27 protein-coding genes are annotated in these 23,933 nt (G+C 70.9%); 5 read left to right on the plus strand and 22 right to left on the minus strand.

Annotated elements, in window-relative coordinates:
- Positions 1-106 precede the first annotated feature (106 nt).
- Both OQ02_RS46580 and OQ02_RS00595 read right to left on the minus strand, forming a co-directional pair.
- Positions 107-2,218 (minus strand): caspase, EACC1-associated type, encoded by a 2,112-nt coding sequence (locus OQ02_RS46580; RefSeq protein WP_051771433.1) that lies wholly within the window; start codon positions 2,216-2,218, stop codon positions 107-109.
- A gap of 1 nt (position 2,219) precedes the next feature.
- Positions 2,220-2,579 carry a hypothetical protein gene (locus tag OQ02_RS00595; RefSeq protein WP_033436201.1) on the minus strand — a complete coding sequence of 120 codons (360 nt, stop codon included), beginning with the start codon at positions 2,577-2,579 and terminating at the stop codon, positions 2,220-2,222.
- 199 nt (positions 2,580-2,778) lie between these two features.
- Between OQ02_RS00595 and OQ02_RS00600 the strand changes: the two genes are divergently transcribed.
- Complete coding sequence (locus OQ02_RS00600) at positions 2,779-4,026, plus strand: arginine deiminase (RefSeq protein WP_051771436.1); 1,248 nt, start codon at positions 2,779-2,781, stop codon at positions 4,024-4,026.
- Between the two features lie 104 nt (positions 4,027-4,130).
- Complete coding sequence (locus OQ02_RS00605; RefSeq protein WP_033436202.1) at positions 4,131-4,694, plus strand: ferritin; 564 nt, start codon at positions 4,131-4,133, stop codon at positions 4,692-4,694.
- A 45-nt stretch (positions 4,695-4,739) separates the two neighbouring features.
- On the opposite strand, the gene OQ02_RS00610 is transcribed toward OQ02_RS00605, so the two are convergent.
- The 6 genes from OQ02_RS00610 to OQ02_RS00635 form a co-directional block, all read right to left on the minus strand.
- Entirely contained in the window at positions 4,740-5,249 is a 510-nt protein-coding gene (locus OQ02_RS00610; RefSeq protein WP_033436203.1) for a hypothetical protein, read from the minus strand.
- Positions 5,246-5,920, minus strand: coding sequence for a hypothetical protein (locus OQ02_RS00615; protein ID WP_033436204.1), 675 nt, complete (start codon positions 5,918-5,920; stop codon positions 5,246-5,248). Before OQ02_RS00615 ends, OQ02_RS00610 begins: the two co-directional genes overlap by 4 nt.
- Positions 5,917-6,429, minus strand: a complete 513-nt coding sequence (locus OQ02_RS00620; protein ID WP_063746998.1) for a SigE family RNA polymerase sigma factor — start codon at positions 6,427-6,429, stop codon at positions 5,917-5,919. The genes OQ02_RS00615 and OQ02_RS00620 overlap by 4 nt, the downstream gene beginning before the upstream one ends.
- Before the next feature lie 93 nt (positions 6,430-6,522).
- The gene (locus tag OQ02_RS00625; RefSeq protein ID WP_033436205.1) at positions 6,523-6,846 is read right to left on the minus strand and encodes a DUF952 domain-containing protein; all 324 of its coding nucleotides are present in this window, start codon (positions 6,844-6,846) and stop codon (positions 6,523-6,525) included.
- A gap of 73 nt (positions 6,847-6,919) precedes the next feature.
- The gene (locus OQ02_RS00630; RefSeq protein WP_033436206.1) at positions 6,920-7,864 is read right to left on the minus strand and encodes a DUF5926 family protein; all 945 of its coding nucleotides are present in this window, start codon (positions 7,862-7,864) and stop codon (positions 6,920-6,922) included.
- Between the two features lie 18 nt (positions 7,865-7,882).
- On the minus strand, positions 7,883-8,590 hold the full coding sequence (locus OQ02_RS00635) for a glycerophosphodiester phosphodiesterase family protein (RefSeq protein WP_033436207.1): 708 nt from the start codon (positions 8,588-8,590) through the stop codon (positions 7,883-7,885).
- 94 nt (positions 8,591-8,684) lie between these two features.
- Here OQ02_RS00635 and OQ02_RS00640 point away from each other — a divergent pair, with 94 nt between their 5' ends.
- Positions 8,685-9,926, plus strand: coding sequence for a cytochrome P450 (locus tag OQ02_RS00640; protein WP_051771439.1), 1,242 nt, complete (start codon positions 8,685-8,687; stop codon positions 9,924-9,926).
- A 31-nt stretch (positions 9,927-9,957) separates the two neighbouring features.
- On the opposite strand, the gene OQ02_RS00645 is transcribed toward OQ02_RS00640, so the two are convergent.
- From OQ02_RS00645 to OQ02_RS00660, 4 genes are all read right to left on the minus strand, one after another.
- Positions 9,958-10,974, minus strand: a complete 1,017-nt coding sequence (locus OQ02_RS00645) for a glycerophosphodiester phosphodiesterase (RefSeq protein ID WP_033436208.1) — start codon at positions 10,972-10,974, stop codon at positions 9,958-9,960.
- A 24-nt stretch (positions 10,975-10,998) separates the two neighbouring features.
- Positions 10,999-11,199 (minus strand): DUF397 domain-containing protein, encoded by a 201-nt coding sequence (locus OQ02_RS00650; RefSeq protein WP_197043183.1) that lies wholly within the window; start codon positions 11,197-11,199, stop codon positions 10,999-11,001.
- Positions 11,200-11,207: 8 nt separating this feature from the next.
- Positions 11,208-12,032, minus strand: a complete 825-nt coding sequence (locus OQ02_RS00655; protein ID WP_033436209.1) for a helix-turn-helix domain-containing protein — start codon at positions 12,030-12,032, stop codon at positions 11,208-11,210.
- 282 nt (positions 12,033-12,314) lie between these two features.
- Positions 12,315-13,196, minus strand: a complete 882-nt coding sequence (locus OQ02_RS00660; RefSeq protein WP_033436210.1) for a sigma-70 family RNA polymerase sigma factor — start codon at positions 13,194-13,196, stop codon at positions 12,315-12,317.
- A gap of 76 nt (positions 13,197-13,272) precedes the next feature.
- On the opposite strand from OQ02_RS00660, the gene OQ02_RS00665 reads away from it, so the two are divergent.
- A complete protein-coding gene (locus tag OQ02_RS00665; protein WP_033436211.1) occupies positions 13,273-14,037 on the plus strand; it encodes an SDR family oxidoreductase in 765 nt (254 codons plus the stop codon).
- A gap of 75 nt (positions 14,038-14,112) precedes the next feature.
- Here the strand turns inward: OQ02_RS00665 and OQ02_RS00670 are convergent, their stop codons facing one another.
- The 8 genes from OQ02_RS00670 to OQ02_RS00705 all read right to left on the minus strand — a co-directional run bounded on the left by OQ02_RS00670 (position 14,113) and on the right by OQ02_RS00705 (position 21,841).
- On the minus strand, positions 14,113-15,018 hold the full coding sequence (locus OQ02_RS00670; RefSeq protein WP_033436212.1) for a DUF4328 domain-containing protein: 906 nt from the start codon (positions 15,016-15,018) through the stop codon (positions 14,113-14,115).
- A gap of 1 nt (position 15,019) precedes the next feature.
- Positions 15,020-15,358, minus strand: a complete 339-nt coding sequence (locus OQ02_RS00675; RefSeq protein ID WP_033436213.1) for a rhodanese-like domain-containing protein — start codon at positions 15,356-15,358, stop codon at positions 15,020-15,022.
- Positions 15,359-15,462: 104 nt separating this feature from the next.
- Positions 15,463-17,049, minus strand: a complete 1,587-nt coding sequence (locus tag OQ02_RS00680) for a solute symporter family protein (protein WP_033436214.1) — start codon at positions 17,047-17,049, stop codon at positions 15,463-15,465.
- Positions 17,046-17,393: a DUF485 domain-containing protein gene (locus tag OQ02_RS00685; RefSeq protein WP_033436215.1), complete on the minus strand. Its 348-nt coding sequence runs from the start codon at positions 17,391-17,393 to the stop codon at positions 17,046-17,048. The genes OQ02_RS00680 and OQ02_RS00685 overlap by 4 nt, the downstream gene beginning before the upstream one ends.
- Before the next feature lie 405 nt (positions 17,394-17,798).
- Positions 17,799-19,565, minus strand: a complete 1,767-nt coding sequence (locus OQ02_RS00690) for a sodium/solute symporter (protein ID WP_051771731.1) — start codon at positions 19,563-19,565, stop codon at positions 17,799-17,801.
- Positions 19,566-19,600: 35 nt separating this feature from the next.
- Positions 19,601-20,041, minus strand: a complete 441-nt coding sequence (locus OQ02_RS00695; RefSeq protein ID WP_081915310.1) for a hypothetical protein — start codon at positions 20,039-20,041, stop codon at positions 19,601-19,603.
- Positions 20,038-20,913, minus strand: coding sequence for a LytR/AlgR family response regulator transcription factor (locus OQ02_RS00700; protein WP_081915311.1), 876 nt, complete (start codon positions 20,911-20,913; stop codon positions 20,038-20,040). Before OQ02_RS00700 ends, OQ02_RS00695 begins: the two co-directional genes overlap by 4 nt.
- Before the next feature lie 61 nt (positions 20,914-20,974).
- Complete coding sequence (locus tag OQ02_RS00705) at positions 20,975-21,841, minus strand: S49 family peptidase (protein ID WP_033436217.1); 867 nt, start codon at positions 21,839-21,841, stop codon at positions 20,975-20,977.
- Positions 21,842-21,915: 74 nt separating this feature from the next.
- On the opposite strand from OQ02_RS00705, the gene OQ02_RS44640 reads away from it, so the two are divergent.
- The gene (locus tag OQ02_RS44640) at positions 21,916-22,083 is read left to right on the plus strand and encodes a hypothetical protein (protein WP_197043184.1); all 168 of its coding nucleotides are present in this window, start codon (positions 21,916-21,918) and stop codon (positions 22,081-22,083) included.
- A gap of 65 nt (positions 22,084-22,148) precedes the next feature.
- Here OQ02_RS44640 and OQ02_RS00710 read toward each other — a convergent pair whose 3' ends face one another.
- Positions 22,149-23,408, minus strand: a complete 1,260-nt coding sequence (locus tag OQ02_RS00710) for a sensor histidine kinase (protein ID WP_051771443.1) — start codon at positions 23,406-23,408, stop codon at positions 22,149-22,151.
- Between the two features lie 201 nt (positions 23,409-23,609).
- On the minus strand, positions 23,610-23,870 hold the full coding sequence (locus OQ02_RS00715; protein ID WP_033436218.1) for a hypothetical protein: 261 nt from the start codon (positions 23,868-23,870) through the stop codon (positions 23,610-23,612).
- Positions 23,871-23,933: the final 63 nt, after the last annotated feature.

Below are 23,933 nucleotides of genomic sequence, written 5' to 3' on the forward strand. Positions count from 1 at the left end.
GCCGACTGCGTGACACCTGTTCTGAGCGTTGAATTCGGGGGTCCTGAACGTAGGACACGGTTGTTCTGAAGGTACGACTCACGCGTTCTGGACGTAGGACTCTCGGTTAGGCGAGGAGGAGGAAGCGGGCGGCGGTCCGGGCGGCGGCGGTGACGGCGGTGCGGGCCACGCCGGCGGAGTCGAGCAGGGACGCGTCCAGGTCGGGGACGGTCAGGGCGGCGTTCTCGGCGATGTGGCGGGACGGTTCGGCCAGGGCGGCGGCAAAGGCCTGCCGGCCGGCGGCTTCCTCGGGGGTGCCTGCGGCCTCCGAGGCGAGGCGGACGCCGATGTCGGCCAGGCCCAGGCCGCCACCGCGCAGCACACCTTCCCTGCCGGCGCTGTGGACGGCGCGGACCGCCCGCTCCACCTTGGCCACGTCGGCGGCGTCGGCACGGATCAGAGCGGCGTCGTCGCCTTTCCGAGAGCCAGAGCCGGAGCCAGAGCCGGAGCCCGCGCCCGAGCGCGAACCGGGGGCGGCGAACACCACCGTGTCCCGCTCGGTGACCACGACCTTCGCCGCATCGCCCAACGACGACTTCAACCAGGGCTCGCCCGCGAGCACCGCGTACTGGATCGCCCCGCCGACCACGCCGTGCAGCCGCTCCAGCACCTCGCCCTCGGCGGTCACGGCGACGATCCGACCCGGACTCCCCATGTCCAGCAGGGCGGCGAGTTCGGCGTGCGGCAACCGCTCGCAGACCACGAACAGGCTGCGCGCGCCGAGGTCCATCCTGGTCACCAGGTCGCGGACGTCGGTCAGCCGACCGCCGACCAGCAGCACCCGAGCGTCCTCCAGCACCGCGACGCCGCGCGTGGTGTCCGTGGCGAACTGGCCGGACGCGTACCCGACGTCGAGGCGCAGGCCGCGGCGCGCCTCGAACTCCAGCCCGAAACCGCGGGTCTCCTCCACCAGGACGGGTCCGTCCCACCCGGTCGTCCTGACCACGTCCGCGACGAGGTCGCCGATCTCGGCCGAACCGGCGGCGGCGGTGGCCAGCGCGGGCACGGCCGACAGCTCCAGCGGCACCGCGGCCTCGCTGATCAACTCGCCCGCCCGGACGGCCGCCGCCAGCACGCCGCGCCTCAGCCGCACCGGGTCGTGGCCGTCCCGCATCGCCTCGACCAGCCCGCCGATCGCGCCGCGCGCCACGGCCACCGCCGACGCCGCGCCGTCACCCGCGTCCCGCCGCACCTCCTCCACGAGGTCCCGCACGTACCCCGCGCCGAGCGAGTCGCGCGGGTCGTCCGGCTGGAACGCGGCGACGATCGCGGACGCGTCGGACAGCTCCACCGGCCGCCGGTCGACGAACACCACGGCCCGCCGGCCCAGCGGCCCCAACGTCCGGCACACCGGCTCGGCGGCGGCCCGGAAACCTCGCGCCACCAGCCACTGCCCGGACGTGTAGGTGGCCGTGCGCCGCACCCTCCGCCCCGGCGCGCCACCGGTCCGCGCGATCCGCAGCGGCTGCGACGAGCCGTGCGCGAAGAACTGCGGCGTCTGGTCGGGCCGGCGCACCCGCACCTCGCCCTGCGCGTACGCGAACAGCTCGTTGACGTCGATCCACCCGTCGCCGTCGAGGTCCGCCGCACCGCTCGTCAGGCCCTCGATCAGCACGTCGGTGAACAACGAGGCCAGCGGCGCGTCCAGCGACAGCGAGTCCTGCTCGAACGCGTACTCGTAGGCGTTGGAAGCGGTCATCACCACGTACCCGGTGCCCACGTCGTCCAGCACGGCTGCGGCGGCGTCGGCGGAAGCCTTGAAGCCCTCCACGAACGCGCCGCTGAAGCAGCAGTCCAGCACCAGGACCCGCCCGGACGCCCGGCAGTCCTCCAGCTGCTCGTTGAGGAACGACCGCGGGATCGCGGTGCCGGCGGGCCGGTCCTGCACCGTGTTGGACGCGGCGAAGTAGAGCCGCCGCGCGGGCGTGGTGAGGCCGTGGCACGAGAAGTACAGCAGCACCAGGTCGTCGGGACCGCGCGCGGTCAGGACCTCCTCGACCGCGCGGCGGATCTCGTGGTCGGCCCGGTCGCGCAGCACCTCGACCGACGTGAACCCGCCGACGTCCGGGTCCTCCAGCACGGCGGCGAGCCGTTCCACGTCCTGCTCGGGCGCGCGCAGCCGGCTCAGCCGGACGTCCTCGTACTCGCCGGTCGCGACCAGGAGCGCGTACCGGCCCACCTCACCCCTCGCCCTCGTGCTCGCGCAGCCACGTCTCCAGGGCGGCTTTCTGGGACCGCGCGTCGACGCCTTCGACGGTGATCTCGTCCTCGCCGTCCTTGATCGTCACCTTGCGCGCGCTGCCGCGCTGCACGAACGACGTCACCACGGACGCGACGGCGGCGGCCACGGCGGCGGGCAGGGCGCCGTTGAGCACGAGTTCGGCGATGGTGGCGCCCGCGCCGCTCTTGGCGCCGGACGGCGCTTCGGCCGGCGCGGGGCGTGCGTCCACCCGAGCGGCCCTGACCAGCTCCTGGAGCAGCTGGTTCGTCGCCGAGTCGGTCTGGCCGGGTGCGTCGATGAACAAGCGGAAGTCCGCCACTGATCCTCCCCTGTAGAACACGATCATCCCGCAACCGGGTCACCGGACCGGCGGCCCGCCGGACGACGCAACGTTCCATGAGCCAACTACCGCAATTGCACAACGAATCGTCGTTCAGAGGCTGTCATACGATCGAGTTTCGCCGGAACGGCCCACGCAGAGCTGCTGATCGGACCGACCACGGGTTACTCTCGGTCTCGTGACTGCGCACATCGCCCAGACCGCGTCCACCGACGGCGTGCCGGCACCGGCGCCCCGGGTCGACAGCGAAGTCGGTCCCCTCCGCACGGTGCTGCTGCACCGGCCCGGCGCCGAGCTCAAGCGGCTCACCCCGCGCAACAACGACCAGCTGCTGTTCGACGGCGTGCCGTGGGTCGACCGCGCCCAGGAGGAGCACGACGCGTTCGCCGAGCTGCTGCGCGGTCGCGGCGTGGAGGTGCTGCTGCTGTCGGACCTGCTGGTCGACGCGCTGCACGACGACCGGGCCCGGATCGCGGGCATCCACAGCGCGGTCAACGAGCGGCGGCTGGGCATCGACCTGGCCGACGCGCTGCGCTCGCACCTCGCGTCGATCGGCCCGGACCAGCTGGCCACCGCGCTGATGACCGGCATGACGTTCGAGGAGCTGCCGGCGGCGGAGGGCGCGTCCCTGGTGCGCAAGATGCACCACCCGATCGACTTCGCCGTCGACCCGCTGCCGAACCTGCTGTTCACCCGCGACTCGTCGGTGTGGGTGGCGGACCGGGTCGCGATCACGTCCCTGGCGCTGCCCGCCCGCGACCGGGAGACCGCGCTGACCGACATGATCTACGCCTACCACCCGCGGTTCCGCGCCACGGGCCGCGCGTACGGCGCGCACTCGGCGCCGGTCGAGGGCGGTGACGTGCTGCTGCTCGCGCCGGGTGTGCTGGCGATCGGCGTCGGCGAGCGGACCACGCCGGCGGGCGCCGAGTCGTTCGCCCGGTCCGCGCTGAGCGACGGCCTGGCGCACACCGTGCTGGCGGTGCCGATCACGCAGGAGCGGGCGACCATGCACCTGGACACGGTGTGCACGATGGTCGACCGGGACGCCGTGGTGATGTACCCGGCGGTGCGCGAGCACCTGTTCGCGTACCCGGTCCGGTCGGACGGCGCAGGCGGCGTCGTGGTGGAGGACCGGCGGCCGTTCCTGGAGGCGGCGGCCGACGCGATGGGCATCGAGAAGCTGCGCGTGATCGACACCGGGCTCGACCCGGTGACCGCGGAACGCGAGCAGTGGGACGACGGGAACAACACGCTGGCCGTCGGGCCGGGCCTCGTCGTGGCCTACGAGCGGAACGTGGAGACGAACGCGCGACTGGAGGACGCGGGCGTCGAGGTGCTGCGGATCAGCGGTTCGGAGCTGGGCTCGGGCCGGGGCGGGCCGCGCTGCATGTCCTGCCCGATCGACCGCGCCGCCCTCGTGTGAATCAGCGGGAAAGGGTTGCCTAAGCTTTCTTCGGCAACCCTTTCCTTACTCTTGATAGCCTTACCTGCAATGCATTAAATCGCACTCTCGGTTATTCTTGCGGCATGGCGGTCAACCTCAAGAAGATTTCACCCGCACGGGCTACGAAGTTTCAGGACCTGCTCCAACAGCAGGTTCGCAACGAGTTCACGGCCTCGCACCAGTACGTGGCCATCGCGGTCTGGTACGACGCCAACGACCTGCCCCGACTCGCTTCGCACTTCTACGCGCAGGCGTTGGAAGAGCGCAACCACGCGATGATGATCGTGCGGTACCTGATGGACAGCGGACTGCCGGTGACCATTCCCGGTGTGGCCGACGTGCGCAACGACTTCGCCGGTCCGCGTGACCCGGTCGCGCTCGCGCTGGAGCAGGAGAAGGCGGTCACCGACCAGATCGTGACGCTCGCCAAGGCGGCCCGGGACGAGGGCGACTACCTCGGCGAGCAGTTCCTCCAGTGGTTCCTCAAGGAACAGGTCGAGGAGGTCGCGTCGATGACCACGCTGCTGACCGTGATCGACCGCGCCGACGGCAACCTGTTCCACGTCGAGAACTTCCTCGTCCGCGAAAGCGTCGGCGAGGAAGGCGCGGACCCGACCGCTCCGAGGGTCGCCGGCGGGGCTCTCTAGATTCGAGTCGCCGTGAACGCCCGCCGCGCATCGCGGCGGGCGTTTTCAGTTCAGGCAGCTCCGGTCGGGCGGGCTCAACCCGATACCCGTGAGGGTGTTGCCCGCGTCCATGAAGAAGAACCGGTAACGCTCGCCGGCGTCCAAGGACTGGTCGAAACCGTGCGGGAACTGCTCCACCCGGGGGTACAGCTCGTGCATCCGCGCCCGCGAGTCGCCGATGCGCAGGCCCTCCGTCGTGCGGGCACTTGATTCGACCCGCAGGTCCACCGCGACACCGCCCTCGACGCCGACCCAGCCCCTCACGGCCTTCAACGCGTACACGACGCACGAGAACTCCGGCCCGCCGACCGGTCCGCCGACCTCCCCCGTGGCCTGGAGCTCGGCCGACGTCATGCCCAGCCGCACCCGACCGATCCCGCGCGCGTCGAGCACCGGGGTGTCGTCCACCTCGACCGTCTGGCTGACGGTGATCGTGACGGGCGGCAGGGCCGGCGGCGGTGCCGGGTCGCACGCGGTCAGCACGAGCGCGAGCAGCGCCATGACGACGGGTTTCACCAGTCCCCCGGGTCGCAGTCGTGCCCGGTCGACTCCAGCCGCACGACCGCCACCTGCCCGGCGGCGTCCAGCGGGAACACGTACCGCCAGGCGGGTGTGCCGGGCATCCGGACGGTCAGCAGGTCGTGCCGCTCCCGCACCGCCGTCGGGTAGCGGCCCAGCACCTCGTCCGCGGACGACCCCACGCCCACACCGGACGGTGTCACCCCCAACGGCGGCAGCGTGATCCGCACGACCCCGTCACGCGGGGACACCACGACGGCCTCACCGGTCACGGCCCCGGTCGAGTAGAACTCGCACGCGTCCATCCGCACGGGGTAGAGGACGGTCTGCGCGTCCCGCAGTTCCTCGCGGGTCATCCCCAGCGCCAGACCGCCGTACGCGCCCGGTTCCACCGGTTTCGACGGCGGCACGGTCACCCTCACCGTCTCCACCACCGTGGACCGCGCGGGCGTCGCCGGTTCGCCGACCAGCCGCCCGGTCGCGCTCACCGCCACACCGACCGCGACCAGCACCGTCAACGAGAACGCCGTGGCCACCGCGGTCCGCGCCCGCCGCCGCCGGCGCGCCCCCGTCACGATCACCTCCGCCGCGTCCGGGTGGGCGGGCAGGTCGAGGCGTCCGTCGGCGAACAGCTCGCGCAACCGGTCGTCCAGGTCCACCGCCGTCACCCCTCCCCCAGCTTCTTGCGCAACGTCGCCATCGCCCGGCTGTTCTGGCTCTTGACGGTGCCCGGCGAGATGCCGAGGGTGGCCGCGATCTCCAGCTCCGACAGCCCCTCGTAGAACCGCAGCACCACCACCGCGCGCTGTCGGGGCGGGAGGTCGCGCAGGGCCTGCCACAGCGGCTCGTGCTCCAGCCGGTCGATCCCCGACTCGCCGATGGCGTCCGGGAACTCGGCGACCAGCCGCTCCCGACGATGCCTGCGCCACCGGCTGACGTGCGCGTTCGCCATCGACCGGCGCGCGTACGCGAGCGGTTCGACGCCTTTGCGCAGCACCGCGGCCCACCGCGCGCCCAGCTTCTCCAGCACGGTCTGCACCAGGTCGGCGGCGTCGTGCGGGTTGCCGGTCAACGCGTGGCCGTACCGCAGCAGGGTGGGCAGCGACATCCGCACGAACTCGCCGAAATCCGCCCGGACGTCCACGTCCACCCACTCGACCGGCAGGACCGCCGTCACCTCGTCGCCCCCTCCCGGCGACCTCCCGACCGCCGTCAGGACGTTCACGCGCGAAGGGGGCTCCCGGTTGTCACCCGGAGGTCACGAATCAGGTCACAGCACGGGCAACGGGCGGAAGGCGCCGTCCGAGTCGGGCGTGAACTCGTGCACGGCCACCACCGCGTCCGCCGGGATCGGCCCGTAGACGTGCGGGAACCACGGGCCGTCCTCGGTCTCACCCGGCTCCCACAGCACCGGCAGGCCCTCCGGGTCGACGACCAGCAGCACGAGGTCGTGCCGGCCCGGGTACAGCCGGTTCGCGGGCAGGTGCACGGTGCCCGGGTCCGAGCAGTGCACGAACCCGTCCGGGTCGAGCGGGATCGCGCCGTCCTCGCGGGCACGGGTCCAGTCGGCTTTGAGGCTGATCCGCAGGATCACGCCGCCTCCTGGTTGTCCACAGCAGCCTGTGGACAAAGCTGGGGATACCTGTGGACAGGTCGGCGCGGCGCCATCAACGCAGAGTGATCTGCCGCCCGCGCAGACCGTCGCGCGAACGCCGTTCCGGCTCGGTGAGCGGTTCGGTGTCGAGGCTGGTCAGGGCATCCTGCAAACGCTTGCCCAACGCCTCCGCGCCCGGTGCCCACTCGCTGGAGTGCAGCTCGCGGTCCAGGTCCCACACCGGCACGAGCAGGCCGTGCGCGCGGAACGAGCCCGCGTACCGGGAGCCCTCGCCGAGGTCCAGTTCACCGCGCACGGACAGCCGCGCGAGGGCCGCGAGCAGCGTCTCCTCGGGCTCGGGGCGGACCCAGCGCAGGTGCGCCTTGTCGCCCGCGTCGACCCAGTAGGCCGCCTGGACACCGGGTGCGTCGAGGCGCTCGGTGGGCAGGATGGCGGCGTTGGCGCGTTCCAGGGACAGGGCGACGTCGCCGGTGGGCTCGTTGTCCGGCGGCAGCCACCACGCGAAGTCGGGGTGCAGCTCGGGGCTCAACGTGGCCTCGGGGTCGAGCAGGTCCTGGAGCCGGCCGGGGTTCGCGCCGTCGTCCGGGCCGACGACCGCGAGCGCGTCACCGGTCTCGGCGGTCAGCGCCCACTGCACGGCGCGGGCCAGGTCGCGGCTGAGGTCGCCGGAGCGGGTCTGCACCTGGAGGCCGACGAACGCGGTGCCGTCCGCGCGGACCAGGCCGGCCGCCGCCATCGGCAGCACGGTGGCGAGCACGATCTCGCGCGCGCCTTCCTTGAGCGGCAGCTTCACGGTGGCCGAGGGCACGAACTCGCGCAGCGCGATCAGCTCGGCCTCGGCGGCCAGGCCCTCGAACGGCCGCGACACGATCACGTCCGCGCCGCCGCCGGCCCCGCCGTGGCACGCCTTGTAGCGCTTGCCGGAGCCGCACGGGCACGGCTGCCGCGGGTTGACGCCGTCCGCCGGATTGTTCTTCACGGCTGTCCGCTTCGCCACCGCGCGCCTCCTCGGTCCTCAGGGCTGGTCGGGCGTCAAGTTAGCCGCAAGGTGCGCACGCGTTGCGCCCGGGTTGTTGGTGGCGAGGAACCGGACGCCGCGCTCGCGGCACAGCGCCACGTCCGCCGGATCGTCCGCCGTCCACGTGTAGACGCCCTGTCCCCGGTCAGGGTGACGTCTGAGCAGCTGGACGCCCGGTCCGGCGTAGTCCGCGAACCGGGGCCGCGTCCGGGGCCACAGCCGGTCGTAGAGCAGGACGGTCGGCACGTCGGGGCGGAGCTGCTTGAACCGGTGCACGGCGAACACCGAGAACGACATCATCACCGCGTCCACCCGGTGTCCGCCCAGCTGCTCGGCGAGCGCGCGCTCCACCTCTCCCCGGTACCGGACGGGGTGCTTGGTCTCGATGAACACGCGGGTGCCGTGGTCGGACGCCAGCCCGAGCAGCGCGTCCAGGGTCAGCACCTCGGCCGGTTCGCCGCCGTGCCAGCTGCCGAAGTCGTACCGGCGCAGCTCGTCCAGCGTCAGCTCGCTGACCACGCCGGACCCGCTGCTGGTGCGGTCGATGGTGCGGTCGTGCACGCACACGAGGTGACCGTCCTTGGTGAGCCGCACGTCGCACTCCAGCCCGTCCGCGCCCTCCCTCAGGGCCAGTTCGTACGCGGCGAGGGTGTGCTCGGGGCGGCGGGTGGACGCACCGCGGTGGGCGACGACTTCAGGCGACACGACTCCGGATGCTCCTGGTGGAGTACCGATCAGGTCAACTTCGACTACCGCACGTCACAGCTCCCTGAATGTTTGAAAGAACAACCACATCCCGATGGACGAATCGCGCGCGAAAGACCTACCGTCCGTCAACGTGGCCTCTTTCGACCAGCACGACGTGGCGTTCATCGCGGACCCCTACCCCGCGTTCGCCGCGATGCGCGCCCAAGGCGAGGTGCACTGGCACGAGCAGATGCACGTCCCGATGGCGGTCTCGCACGCGGCGGCGTCGGCCGTGCTCAGGCACCGGTCGCTGGGCCGGATCTGGACCGACGCGAAGCCCGTCGAGCAGTTCACCGCGTTCAACCTGCTGCACCGCAACTCGCTGCTGGAGAACGAGCCGCCCACCCACGGCAGGCTGCGCCGGCTCGTCGCCGCCGCGTTCGGGCGCGGTCACGTGGAGCGGCTGCGGCCGTGGATCGCGGACCTGGCGGACCGGCTGGTGGACGGGCTGGTGGCGGAGATCAGGTCCGAGGGGCGGGCGGACCTGCTGACCCACGTGGCGTCGCCGCTGCCGGTCGAGGTGATCGCCGAGCTGCTGGGCGTGCCGACGTCGGACCGGCCGCTGCTCCAGCCGTGGTCGAACGCGATCGTGAAGATGTACGAGTACGGGCTGGCCGAGGACAAGCGCGCGGCGGCCGAGAGGGCGTCGACCGAGTTCGTCGCGTACCTGCGGGAACTGGTGGCGTTGCGGCGCAGGTCGCCCGGTGACGACATGGTGTCCGACCTGGTCGCGGTGACGGACACGGACGGCGCGAAGCTGACCGAGGACGAGCTGGTGGCGACGGCGGTGCTGCTGCTGATGGCCGGCCACGAGGCGACCGTGAACGTCATCGGCAACGGCGTGCGGGCGCTGATGAATCACCCGTCCGAGTGGCGTCGCCTGGTGGACGACCACACCCTGCTGCCCACGGCGGTGGAGGAGCTGATCCGGTACGACTCGCCGTTGCAGCTGTTCGAGCGGACCGCCACCGAGCCCGTCACCATCGCCGGCTACGAGCTGGTCCCCGGCCAGAAGATCGCCGCGCTGCTCGGCTCGGCAGCCCGCGACCCGGCGGTCTTCACCGCTCCGGACACCTTCGACGTCGGCCGCAAGACCAACCCGCACCTGGGCTTCGGCATGGGCATCCACTACTGCCTCGGCGCACCGCTGGCCCGGATCGAGGTCCAGGCGGCCCTGGCGTCCCTGGCCCGCAAGCTGCCGGGCGCCGAACTGGCCGCCGAGCCCCGGCGCAAGGCCGAGTTCGTCATCCGGGGCCTGCACGACCTGCCGCTCACCAGCACTGACCCGCGCTGACCAGCGCTGACCAGCACTGGCTGAGCGTCGACTACCCCTTGAACGGGTACTTCTTCGGGAGCTTGAGACCCCGCTCGGCCATCACGGCGCGGAGGCGGTCCGGGTAGTCGGTGATGATGCCGTCCACGCCGTCGTCGATCAGCTTGTGCATGGTGGGCACGTCGTTGACGGTCCACGGGACGACCTTCAGGCCGTGCGCGTGCGCCTCGTCCACCAGGGCTGCCGTGGTGAACGGGACGTAGTCCGGGTCACCGACCGCACCGCCCTGCGGGTTGCCGTGGACCGGGGAGAGGGCGGACGCGCCGAAGCTCTTCACGGCCTTGACCACGCTGCCGCCGAAGTCCGCCAGCTCGAGGCCGCCCGTCCACGGTGAGCCGGGGCGGAGGAACTCGGGCTGGGTGAGGGCGACCAGCGGGATGCGCGGCTCGGCCCGGCGCCACAGCATCAGGGTGCCCCAGTCGAAGGACTGGACGGTGACGTTGCGGTAGAAGCCGGACTTGCGGATCTCGCGGGCGGTGACGTCCACGAACTGCTCGCGCGGTGCGGTCTCGTGCGGCGCGGCGGCTTCGACCTTGGTCTCGATGTTGAACTTGACGGTGAACGCGCGGTGGTCGCGGGCCAGGGCGAACACCTCGGCCAGGGTCGGCATCTTCGCGCCCGGTGACAGCTCCTGGCCCGGGTGCCGGTCCCAGCGGCGTGAACCGCAGTCCAGGGTGCGGACCTGGTCGAAGGTCAGGTCCTTCACGTACTTGCCCGCGTAGGGGAACGCCGGGTCGCCGGGCGTCGCCGGTGCCGTGTCGATGCACTTGGCGGGGTTCGTCTTGCGGTCGTGCGTGACCACCTCGTGGCCGTCCTTGGTGATCTGGACGTCCAGTTCGAGGGTCGTGACGCCCAGTTCGAGGGCCTTCCCGAACGCCGCCAACGTGCTCTCGACCGTCAGCCCGATCCCACCGCGATGGGCTTGGAGGTCGAACTTCCGGCCTGTCTCCGCGCCCGCCACGCCCGGGATCAGCGCGATCAGGGTCAACGCCACTGCAAGTGCCCGCATGAGGTCACGGTGGCACGAGGGTCGTCAGTCGCCCAACCGCCGGAGGAAGAACGACCACTGAACAGCGGGGAACGCGAGCGTCGCGGCACCCGGGTTCTTGGAGTCCCGAACGGCCACCGCAGACCCGGCGAACGCGACTTCGACGCAGTTGGTGTTGCTGGCCCCACCACTGCGGCTGCTCTTCCGCCACACGGCGGCGGAGAGGTCCACAGTGGACACAGCCATCGCCTCTTTCACTCGGCCAGGACCCGTTCCATCAGCGCAATCGACTCCTCCGGGCTCAGGGCTTGGGAAGTCAGGTGCTCGAACACGAGTCTAGCTTCACGGAGCCCCTGCTCTTCCTCGATGTGCACCGCCCCCGCCATGTGCTCGATGAAGAGCACCGGCGACTCGCCGTCCTCGAATCCGAGCAGGGTGAAGCCACCGACGACGCTCGCGTGAGCCCCGCGTTCGTCGGCCAGCACCCGGATCGTCACGTTGGGCCGTTCCGCCATCTCCCGCAGGTGCCGCCGCTGCTCTCGCATGACCTCCGGCCCGCCGACGACCTTGCGCAGGGCTGCTTCGTCGATGATCGCGTGCAGGTGCAGCGGGTTGTCCGGATCAGCCAGCCGCCTCTGCCGGATCTGCCGGACGCGGATGTCGTTCTCCAGCCATCGCTTGGTGCGCGGCAGGCGGTGCGCCTCGAACAGCGCGCGCATGTACCCGGTCGTCTGGAGCAGGCCGGGGATGACGAGCAATGCGAGCTCTCGGACGTCGGTGGCCTCGGTCTCGACGTCGATGTAGCCCTGGTTCTCGATGCCGAAAGTGGTCCACCAGCCGGGCTCGCGCGCCCGCAGCGCCTGGTCGACCAGCTCGGCGTCGTACTGGTCGTAGAGGTCCATCATCGACTTGGCGAGGTGGACGTCCAGCAGCGTCTCGCCCTTCTCCAGCCGGTGGAGCGTGGACTTGGTCCGGTAGAGCGCCTTCGCCGCCTCGTCGAGGGTCATCCTGGCCTTGGCCCGCATCCGGGCGAGCTTCTTCCCCAACCGACGACGGCGGAACGGTGGCGGAGTGGGCACAGGGCAGCATGATCCGCCGGAACGCGCCGGAGCGGGATTCCCGCCGCGCTTCACCGCATCCGGTGGATCTCCCGGCGGGACAGTCGGCCCGTGGAAGCGAACCTGTTCAGCCTCGTCGACCCGACCGACCCGACCCGGAGCTTCGCCTGGGGCATGGAGATCGTCGAGGAGGATGCGACGCACGCCGTCATCTACCGACGCAACCCCGACACCGGCAAGACCCTGATCGGCCGGCACTCGTCCGCCGAATCCGCCCTGGGCCTGTACAGCAGGCGCATCCCGCTAGCGCTGGTCTGGGAGTACGAGGAGCTGGTGGAGGCGTTCGGCATCGGCCAGGACGTCGATGGCGACGATCCTCCCGCCCGCGACGGTGAACCCCATGATCGACAGCGGTCGACCGTTGGCCACGACGACCACTCCGGCTGCACCGTTGACGAGCGCCGGCCGGGCGAACTCGTAGAGCTTGCCGAACGTGACGGCCTGGCCGGCCACGGAGTCGGCGCCGGTGACGACCACGGTGTGGCGCGAGCCGATGCCGGCGTCGGAGCGGAGCACGACGGCCGGGTCGAGCACGGCGACCAGTGCGCCGAAGTCACCGTCCCGTGCGGCGGCGAAGAAGGCGTTCACGACTTCGCGCCGGAGGGCGCGGTCGGCGTCGGGGACGGGGGCTCGGTCCTGCACCCGGCGACGTGCCCGGCTCGCCAGTTGCCGGGTCGCGGCCGGTGAGCGTTCGAGCAGCGTGGCGATCTCCTCGAACGGGACGGCGAACATGTCGTGGAGCACGAACGCGAGCCGTTCGGCGGGTGCGAGGGTGTCGAGGACTACCAGCAGCGCCAACCCGACCTCGTCGGCCAGCACCGCCTCGTGCTCGGGGTCGCTGCCGTCGTCGTAGCTGACGACCGGGTCCGGCACGTGGACCTCGAACGAGTCCTCACGTCGCTGCTCGCGTGCGCGGAGGACGTTCAGGCAGAGGCGCGCGACGACGGTCGTCAGCCATGCGCCGAGGTTGTTCACGCTGGTCACGTCGGTGCGGGCGAGTCGGAGCCAGGCGTCTTGGACGGCGTCGTCGGCCTCGGCCACCGATCCGAGCATCCGGTAGGCCACCGCGCGCAGCCGGGGCCGGTGCTCCTCGAAACGCTCGGCCGGCCGATCGCGGTCGTCCACCGTGTCACATTCCTTCCTCGCGGCGGGTCATGGCAGCAGGTCCACGAAAACCGACCTCGACCCGTTCGGAGGAACAATGACACCCATCCTGGTCACCGGTGGCACGGGCACACTCGGGCGGCTCGTCACGCCCCTGCTGGCGGCGGCCGGCGGGACGGTGCGGCTGCTCAGCCGGCAGCCGCACGAGCCGGTGGACGGCGTCGACTACGTGGTCGGTGACCTGGTGAAGGGCGAAGGCCTCGACGCTGCCGTCGACGGCGCCGAGATCGTCGTCCACCTCGCCGGCGGGCCGAAGGGTGACGCCGAGGCGACCGCGAACCTGGTGCGCGCGGCGTCGGACGCCGGTGGTGTGCGGCACCTCGTGTACATCTCGGTGATCGGGGCGGACCGCGTGCCGCTGGGGTGGTTCGGCGCCAAGGCCGACGCGGAGCGGGCGGTTGCGGGGTCAGGGCTGCCGTGGACGACGCTGCGTGCCGCCCAGTTCCACGACCTGGTGCTGACGGTGGTGGCGAAGCTGGCGAAGTCGCCGGTGGTGCCGGTGCCCGGTGGGCTCAGGTTCCAGCCGGTCGACGCGCGGGACGTGGCGGACCGGCTGGTGGCGTTGGCGCTCGGTGAGCCGGCCGGGCTGGTGCCGGACCTGGCCGGGCCCGAGGTGTACGGGCTGGGTGACCTGGTGCGCGGGTACCTGGAGGCGCGGGGCAGGCGTCGGCTGATGGTGCCGGTCCGGATGCCAGGGAAGGCCGGTCGCGCTTACCGGGCCGGCGAGAACCTGTCGCTCGACGGCGCCGACGTGGGCACGCGGACGTGGGAGGACTTCCTGCGCGCGCGTTCTGAGCGTTGAACTCGGGGGTCCTGAGCGTTCAACTCGGTGGTTCTGAACGTAGGACTCACGGGTTCTGAACGTAGGACTCTCTGGTTAGCGGGGGGAGCCCGAGGGGCGGGTGGCGCGGAGGGTGGGGGTCGGGGCGTCCTTGACGTCCACCACGCGCAGGCGGCGGATGGCGGCGGCGTCCACCGGGAGCAGCAGCGCGGTGATGTGGCGGACCACGACGGCGGTCGCGATCGCGACCGCGGCGGCCAGGAGGTCGGCGACGGCGTGGAAGAGGACGCCGTCCGCCAGTGCCTGCACGCCGGAGCGGAACGACCAGATCACCGTGAACGCGAAGAACAGGCCCATCGCCACCCACAGGCCCCACCACCAGCGCACGACCTTGGACGGCCTGGGGCGGGTCTCCGCAGGTAGGCGCAGTGCCGCGTGCTCCAGCTCGGCCAGCACCGCACCGGGCACGACCAGGTTCACGCCGGGCACGACGAGGCTGATCAGCACCTCCCGGTCCGACCTCGACGGTCGGTAGCCGGCCTCGGTCGCCGCCGCGTTCCGCGCCCGGCGCAGCCACAGCAGGGTGAACACCAGGCCCATCCCGCAGGCCACGAACGTCACCACCGACGACGACACGACCATCGCGTCCGACACGCCCACGGTCGTCGCGGACAGCGTCCCGAAGCGGCTGAGCAGCAACAGCACGTAACGCCAGATCTCACTGCCCGCCGCCCACAGCGCCGTCAACGCGGCCAGCCCCAGCGCGTGGGACGCCGTGCGCGCCACGCGTTGGGCCTGGTCGATGGTGTCGACGGGCCGGTCGTCGTCCGTCGCCACGGACGTCGGCCAGCGCCACGCGAGCAGCGGGAAACCCCAGCGCGGTGGCACCGGGTAGGACGGCGGCCCCGTGTAGCGGCGGTGGGGCGCGCCGAGGCGACGCTGCGTGTAGGCGCCGGGTGGCGGGCTCGCCACCCAGTCCACGCGCATCGGTCGCAGCGCCATGTCAGATGACCTCGGGCTCCGCGCCGTCGACTTCACCGACCAGCGGACGACCGGTGACGGCCCACACCTGCATGCCGCCGTCGACGTTCGTCGCGTCCCAGCCGTTGGCGTTCAGGTACTGGGTGACCCGCGCGGAACGGCCGCCGGCGCGGCACACCACGTAGAACTCGCTGTCGCCCGGCAGGTCGCCCAGCCGGCCGGCCAGCTCGCTCATCGGGATGTGCAGGGCGCCCGGAGCGTGGCCGGCCACCCACTCGTCGGCTTCGCGCACGTCGAGCAGGACCTTGCCCACCGGCAGCTCGGCCGGCACCTCGGACACTTCAACGCTGGGAACGGTCACGGGTCCATGCTGCCATGCGGGTGATAAACCGGGGATAAGGAAGCACGCCGGCCGCCCTCCCCCGAAGGGATGACGGCCGGCGTGGTCTCCAGCGGAGGAAGCGCCTAGTGGACGGACGCCTTCTCGGCGCCGACGCCCGTGAGCGCCCGCACCTCCATCTCCGCGTACTTCTCCTTGTCGTCTTCCTTCGACAGCACGGTGCCGATGTAACCCAGCAGGAACGCCACCGGGATCGACACGATGCCCGGGTTGGACAACGGGAACAGCGAGAAGTCGACGTCCTTGAACATCGACTTCGGGGTGCCGGACACGGCGGGCGACAGGACGATCAGCGTGATCGTCACCGCGAGGCCGCCGTAGATGCTCCACAGCGCGCCGGACGTGTTGAACCGCTTCCAGAACAGCGAGTACAGGATGGTCGGCAGGTTCGCCGACGCCGCCACCGCGAACGCGAGGGCCACCAGGAACGCGATGTTCTGGCCGTTGGCCGCGATACCGCCGAGGATCGACACGATGCCGATCACGATCGCGGTCCGCCGCGCCACCTTGACCTCGGCGTCCTTGTCCTCCGCCTCACCCTTCTTGATGATGTTGGCGTAGATGTCGTGCGCGAACGACGCCGAAGCGGTGATCGTCAGACCGGCCACCACGGCGAGGATCGTGGCGAACGCGACCGCCGCGATCAGGCCCAGCAGCAGCGGGCCGCCCAGCGCCTCGGCGAGCAGCGGAGCCGCCGAGTTCGGGCCACCGGGTGCCTTGCTGATCTTGTCCGCACCCACCAGCGCCGCGGCGCCGTAGCCCAGGACCAGCGTGAACAGGTAGAACAGGCCGATCAGCCAGATCGCCCAGACCACCGAGCGGCGGGCTTCCTTCGCGGTCGGCACGGTGTAGAAGCGCATCAGGATGTGCGGCAGGCCGGCGGTGCCGAGCACCAGCGCGAGGGCCAGCGACAGGAAGTCCAGCTTGGTGGTGCCGTCCTTGCCGTACGCCAGACCGGGGCCGAGGAGCTTCTCGCCCGCCTTGGGCGCGTTGTCCACAGCCGCGCCGAGCAGGCTGGAGAGGTTCATGCCGTACTTGCCCAGCACCCAGAGCGTCATCACGCCGGCGCCGATGATCAGCAGCACCGCCTTGATGATCTGCACCCAGGTGGTGCCCTTCATGCCGCCGATGAGCACGTACGCGATCATCAGCGCGCCGACGACGGCGATGACGATCGCCTGGCCGAGCTTGCCGGTGATGCCGAGCAGCAGCGCCACCAGGCCACCCGCGCCGGCCATCTGCGCCAGCAGGTAGAAGAACGACACGGCCATGGTCGACGTCGCCGCCGCCGCGCGCACCGGGCGCTGGCGCATGCGGAAGCTCAGCACGTCGCCCATCGTGTACTTGCCGGTGTTGCGCAGCAGTTCGGCGACCAGCAGCAGCGCGATGAGCCACGCGACCAGGAAGCCGATCGAGTACAGGAAGCCGTCGTAGCCGTTCAGCGCGATCGCGCCCGCGATGCCGAGGAACGAAGCCGCGGACAGGTAGTCGCCCGCGATGGCGATGCCGTTCTGGGGGCCCGTGAACGCGCGGCCTGCGGCGAGGTAGTCGGCGGCCGTCTTGGTGTTGCGGCTGGCCCGGATCACGACGACCAGGGTTGCCGCGACGAAGACGCCGAAGATGCCGATGTTGAGCAGGGCGCTGCCGTTCACGCTTGACCCCCTTCAAGCTCGTTGCGGAGCTTCTCCGCCAAAGGGTCGAGGTTCTTGTTCGCGTGCCGCACGTACAGCGTCGTGATGACGAACGTCGACACGAACTGGAGCAGGCCGAGGATCAGGCCCACGTTGATGTTGCCGACGACCTTGGTCGACATGAAGCCGTGGGCGTAGTCGGCCAGGAGCACGTACGCCACGTACCAGGCCAGGAAGAGGCCGGCCATGGGGAAGACGAAGCTCCGCAGCCGCCGACGCAGTTCGACGAAGTCGGGGCTGTTCTGCACATCTACCCAGACGTGATCGCCCGGGGCATCGGGGGTGTGCTGCTCAGAGGTGCTCACGGTCCCCTCCTCGCGTACTTGACGACGGTGTGAACGACACGTAAGTCCTCCTGGTGCGTTCCTGATACGCGGTGCACCGTAGGGAGACCTGGCTCACGCGAGAAAGACCTTTGGTGTGGACTTGCGCTCAACTGTCGGGTGATGCGATGAGCGGTAGGAATGCTGAGACGAACAACCACTCGGGTGATCAGAATCACCGGTAACCGGATCGGTGGGTATATCTTCACCCGATTGAGACCTATAGGAACTCCGCGCAACCTCGACGGAAGGCCCGACGGTATCCCGCTGGTCATCGTCGCGGAAAGGTCGCCGGAGCGCCGGGCGGGCGGTCCGGACCGTGCGGTCGACGCCGGATCACCTGTGAGCGAACTCACGACCGGACACCCGCTCGGGCCCGGCGGCCGGTCAGGACAGCGGCGGTGACGCGGAGTCGTCGCGGCGCTTGTTCTCGTCCTGGCGGGCCTTCTCCTCCGCCGTGCCGAACCGCTGGACGTCCCGGTCCTGCATGAACCCCAGCGGGTCGGGCGCGTGCAGCCGCAGCAGTATCCGGCTGACGTCCTCCGGCCGCCGGCGCGCGGTCAGCTTGCTGATCATGATCATGGTCAGGAACGCCACCGGCACCGTCACCAGCGCCGGCTGCGAGAACACCGACGCCGCCCACTTGCCGGTGTAGGAGCTGATCACGGTCACCACCTGCGCGCCGATCACCAGCCCGCCGCCGACCACCAGCCCGACCATCGCGCCGACCCACGTCAGCCCGCGCCACCAGATGCCCAGCAGCAGCAACGGGCAGAACGTCGACGCCGCCAGCGCGAACGACATCGCCACCGTCAGCGACGCGTCCGCCCCCGGCAGCGCCAGCGCCAGCGCGATCCCCAACCCGCCCGTGATCACCGTCGCCCACCGGAAGTCGCGCACCTTGCCCGGCAGGATGTCCGTGGACACCACACCGGCCACCGACACGACGAGACCGGACGACGTGGACAGGAACGCCGCGAACGCACCCGCCGCCACGACCGCGCCCAGCACCTGGCCCAGCAGGTTCGGCTGCATCGTGCTCGGCAGCAGCAGCACCGCCGTGTCCGTCTTGCCGGTCACCAGCAGCCGCGGCAGGTACTGCCGGGAGATCACGCCCAGCACGGTCGGGAACAGGTAGAACAGCCCCAGCAGGTACAGCACGTGCAACGCCGTGCGCCGCGCCGCCCGCCCGTCCGGGTTCGTGTAGAAGCGCACCAGGATGTGCGGCAGCCCCATCGTGCCCAGGAACGTGGCGAAGATCAGCGAGTACGTCTCGAACAGCCCGGACAGCCCGTCGGTCTGGGGCCGCAGCCAGTCGTGGTTCGACGTCGGCGAGCCCTCCACCACCGGCACCGGCGAGCCCGCGGTGAACCGCAGCTCGGTCTGCGCGCCCACCTCGTACAGGCCGGGCCGCCAGTACACGGAGCCGTCGGCGTACGACCCGTTCAGCACCCCCGTCGCGGACAGCTCCATCGCCACGTCGACCCGGACCCGCACCTCGTCGACGGTCGTCACCTTCGCGTCCTCGGGGAACCGCAGCACGCCCGACGAGTCCACCGGCTGCGCGCCGTTGCCCGGCCCGCCCAGGAACAGCACGAACAGCACGAACGTCGGCGCGGCGATGGCGAAGAGCTTGCCCCAGTACTGGAACGCCTGCACCAGCGTGATCGCGCGCATCCCGCCGCCGAGGACGTTCACCGCCACGATCGCGATCACCACCACGACGCCGAGCCACGGCGGCAGGCCGGTGATCGTGTTCAAGGTCAACCCGGCCGACTGCAGCTGCGGCACCAGGTACAGCACCCCGATGCAGATCACGAAGAACGTGCAGAACTTCCGCAGGCGCAGCGACCCCAGCCGCGCCTCGGCGAAGTCGGGCAGCGTGTACGCGCCGGACCGCCGCAGCGGCGCGGCCACGAACAGCATCATCGCCAGGTAGCCCGCGGTGAAGCCGATCGGGTACCAGAGGGCGTCGATGCCGTCCTTCAGCACGAGCCCCGCCACGCCCAGGAACGACGCGGCGGACAGGTACTCGCCGGAGATCGCGGCGGCGTTGCGGGTGGCCGGGACGGCGCGGCGGGCCACCAGGAAGTCCGGTGTCGTGTTCGCCCGGCGGGAACCCACGTAGCCCAACAGGAACGTCAAGACCGCCATGACGCCGACGAGGACCAGGCTCCACCCTGTCTGGATCACCGGTCCACCGAACTCACGAAGTCCTGCTCATGCCTCTCCGCCAGCCCCCGGTACGCGTAGCCGACGCCGTAGCAGAGCGGGAACGGCAGCAGGCCCAGCAGCAACCACGGCAGCCGCACGCCCAGCAGCTGCACGTCCGACAGCCACGGCAGGAGGTAGAACGCCACCGGCAGCAGCGCCAGGAACAGCAGCGTGCCGCCGCCAAGCAGCAGACCCGTGCGCAGCTGCTGCCGGATCAGGTCGCGGATCAGCTTCTCGCCGACGCTGGTCTGCTCCTCCAGCTCGATGATCGTGCGCAGCACCCGACCGCGTCCGCGCGGGTCCGCCAGCACCACCCGCCGGCGGCGGTTCTTGCGCGCCGACACCGACAGCCAGGCATCGCGTTCGGCCGGCTGCGGCTGGTCCGGTTGGCCGGGAGGGCCGGAGTGGCTGGTCATCCCCAACTGCTCTTGGGGGGGCGCACGATCCTCTCCTTCAGCTCACGCGTGTGCCGCCGGCTGACCGGCAGCTCCTTCGCCCCGTCACCGGAGCCGATCACCACCGCGTACCCGTTCGACGTCATCCGCAGCTCGGTCACCAGCGGCAGCGCCACCAGGAACGAGCGGTGGATGCGCACGAACCCGGCGTTCTCCCACCGCTCTTCCAGCTGCGCCAGCGGGATGCGCACCAGGTGGCTCGAACCGTCGCTGGTGTGCAGGCGCGCGTAGTCGCCCTGCGCTTCGACGTAGCGGACGGTGGCCCGGGGCACGAGCTTGATGGTGCCACCCAGCTCGACCGGGATCACCTCGTCGTCCTGCGGATCCGCCGCGGCGGGCTCCGGTGTGACCGCCGGTGTCGCCGCGACCCGCTCGACGACCCGCGAGATCGCCTTGTTCACCCGGTCCTCGTTGATCGGCTTGGTCACGAAGTCCAAGGCTCCCACCTCGAACGCCACCACGGCCTCCGAGTGCTCGACCCCCGTGACGAACACCAACGCCGGTGGCGCGCGGAACGCGCCGAGCACGCGCGCGAGGTCCGTGCCGCTCAGGCCGGGCATGTTGATGTCGGCGAACACGGCGTCGACCGGCGGCATCCCCGCCCTCGTGCGGTCCATCACCTCGACGTCGTAGTCACCCCGGAGGATGCGCAGTGCCTCGGCCGCGTCGAAGGCCGTGAGCACACGTCGAATGTGCGGGCTGCTCTCGAGCAGGTACTTGATCTCGCTCAGACCGGGTGCCTCGTCGTCCACCGCCAGAACGAGGAGGCCGGCGCTGTCCGCGCGATTGCTCACTGGGTTGCTGCTCACTGGGGTACTCACTGTGCCGCGCATCTTGCCGACCCGGCGGGGTCGCTGTCTACGCCGGTTGCCGGACGGCCACGAGGCCGTGACCTCACAAGCCGAATCGCGACCAGCGCGCCCGCTCTTCCAGCGCCGCCAACCCCTCCAGCAGGAAGTCGCCCGATCGGGTGGTCGTGCCGGCGAGTCCGAGCCGGGCCAGCAGGGGTCGGCGCGGCTCGGCGATCGCGATCTCCGCGCCGGGGTAGCGCTTGGCCACCACGCCGCGCATGGTGCCGATGCCGTCCACCAGACCGAGTTCGAGCGCCTTCGCCCCCGTCCACACCTCGCCGTTGAACAGCTCGTCGTCGGCGCCCTTGAGCTTCACGCCGCGGCGTTCCTTGACCCAGTCGGCGAACTGCTCGTGCATCTGCGCCTGGAGGCCCTTCAGCCACTCGACGTCCTCCGGCTTCTCCGGGCTGAACGGGTCGAGGCGGACCTTGTTGTCGCCGGCCGTGTGCACGCGCCGTTCGACGCCGTAACGCTCGATCAGGCCGTTGAGGCCGAAACCGGCGCTCACCACGCCGATCGAGCCGACCAGGGACGTGCCGTGCGCGTAGATCTCGTCGCCCGCGCAGGCCAGCCAGTAGCCGCCGGAGGCCGCCAGGTCCTCGCAGAACGCCAGGACGGGCACCTTCTTCCGGCCGGCCAGCTCGCGGACCCGTTCGGCGATCAGGGCCGACTGGGTCGGCGCGCCGCCCGGCGAGTTGATCAGCAGCGCGACGGCGACCAGCCGGTCGTGCTCGAACGCGCGGGTCAACGCGCTCTCCACGTTCTGCATGCTGATGGTGTTGCGGGCCATCGGCGTGGGCGTCGGGGTGATGACGCCGTGCAGGCGGACGGCGGCCACCACGGGACCGCGCTCGGTCCGCTCGCTCACGATCCTGGGCAGCCGGGCCGCGATCTTGTCCGTGACGCTCATGGCCTCGACCTTACGTCGGCTCGCCGGTCCGGTGCGCCCTGGAAGCGCCGGCGGGCACGGCTACCATCGCAGGGGTGACGTTCAACCCGATCCGCTGGCTCGAGCGCTACGTCGAGTGGTGGGACGTCCGGGGCAGGCAGAACGCCGACGGTCCGACCTCGATGCACGTCTACTGGATGTGGGTCTCGTGGAGCGTGTGCGCGGTCATGATGGTGACCGTGCTGGCGATCGCGGCGGCCTGATCGTCCGGCACCCGAACCGTCAGGCCTGAACCCGTCAGGTTCGAACCCGTCAGGCCAGAACCCCGTCAGGCCCGCACGACCGGCTGTTCGGTGGTGTCCTCCAGGCGCGGCGGCACGATGGGCAGGTTCGTCCGCACGCCCGGCCGGTACTTGGGGATCTTCAGGATGATCTTCATGCCGGCGTCCGGCGCGGTCTCCACGACCAGCGCGTAGTCGTCGCCGAACACCGCGCGCATCCGGTGGTTGATGTTGCCGATGCCGACGTGCGCCCCGGTCTGGTGCGCGTCCTTCAGGTCCTCGAAGAGCCGGTCCGGGTCCATGCCGACGCCGTCGTCCTCGACCGAGATCAGCGCCTCCGCGCCGTTGTCCTCGGCGATGATCGTCAGCTCGCCGCCGCCGGGCTTCTTCGCCAGACCGTGCCGGACGGCGTTCTCCACCAGCGGCTGGAGCACCAGGAACGGCAGCACGACCTGCAGCACCTCGGGCGCGACCTTCAGCCGCACGTTCAGCCTCGGCCCGTACCGCGCCTGCTCGATGGTCAGGTAGCGGTGGATGTTCTTCAGCTCGTCCGACAGCGTGGTGAAGAACCCGTCGGTGCGGAACGAGTAGCGGGTGAACTCGGCGAACTCCTGCAGCAGCTCCCGCGCGTGCGCCGGGTCGGTGCGGATCAGCGACGAGATCGTGTTCAGCGCGTTGTAGACGAAGTGCGGCGAGATCTGCGCGCGCAGCGCCCGGACCTCGGCCTGCGCCAACGCCTGCCGCGACTTCTGGAGCACTTCGAGCTCCAGCTGCGTGGAGACGAACCGCGCGGTCTCCTCCGCCATCCGGATCTGCCGCTTGTTCGCCACGCCGCTGACCACGATCAGCGTGCCGGCGACCTCGTTCTCCACCACCAGCGGCACGATCACGGCGGTGTGCAGCGAGCACGGGCCGGGCAGTTCGCACTCCAGCTTGCGGTGCTCGACGTGCTCCTTGTGCCCCTCACCGATGGCCCGCTCGATGTAGGAGCGGAGGAACTCGTAGTGGTCGTTCGCGCCGCCGTCCCACGACAGCAGCGTGCCCTCGTGGTCGGTGATGCCGACCGCGACGCACCGCAGCATCTCGCGCAGGTGCGGGGTGGCCTTGTCCGCCGCGTCCTCGGTCAGGCCTTCGCGCAGGTCGGCCGACGCCTTGGACATGCGGTGCAGCATGTCCATCACGGCGTCCTCGACGGACGTGCTGACGCGGCGGGCACGGCACAGCATCACGAAGAGGCCGAGGACGGCCAGGCTCGCGATGAGGCCGAGCACAGCGCGCTCGGTCAGGAGGTCCCGCACGGCGTCCATGCTGTTCTGTGGTGGCCCCGGAGGCAAGGGGCTGGGATGAGTGAGACTCGCCCATCCGATGAATTGGCGGCAACCGTGGCGATCTGCTTACCCGATCGGGTGATCAACGGGGGGCATGATCACGGAGAGTGGGTGCGACCCGATCGCCCGGGTCGCACCCACACCGCCGCGACGCCCACGCGCGTCGGCGGCAACCCGGGGTCAAGTGGTCTTGGTCTTGGTGGTGGTCTTCGTCGGTTTGCCCGACTTCTTGCACCCCAACTCCTTCACCAGGTCCTTCAGCTCCGGGTGGTCGAGGAGGTCCAGGTCCTCCAGCACCCGGCAGATCACCTTGGAGACCTGGTCCTGACTCAGCCGGGGTTCCTCCTCCGGCGCGGCGACCGAGACGGCGATGGTCGACCCGGCGAACGTGGCCAGTCCCATCGTGGTTCCGATCAGCGCGGCGGCGAGACGCTGGTTCATCGCTTCCTCCAGGTAGTCGGTCGGACACCCGGGGAACTACCCGACGGAGGAGCGCCCAGTCGG

This window comes from Saccharothrix sp. NRRL B-16314 (assembly GCF_000716595.1).
Taxonomy (GTDB): Bacteria; Actinomycetota; Actinomycetes; order Mycobacteriales; family Pseudonocardiaceae; genus Actinosynnema.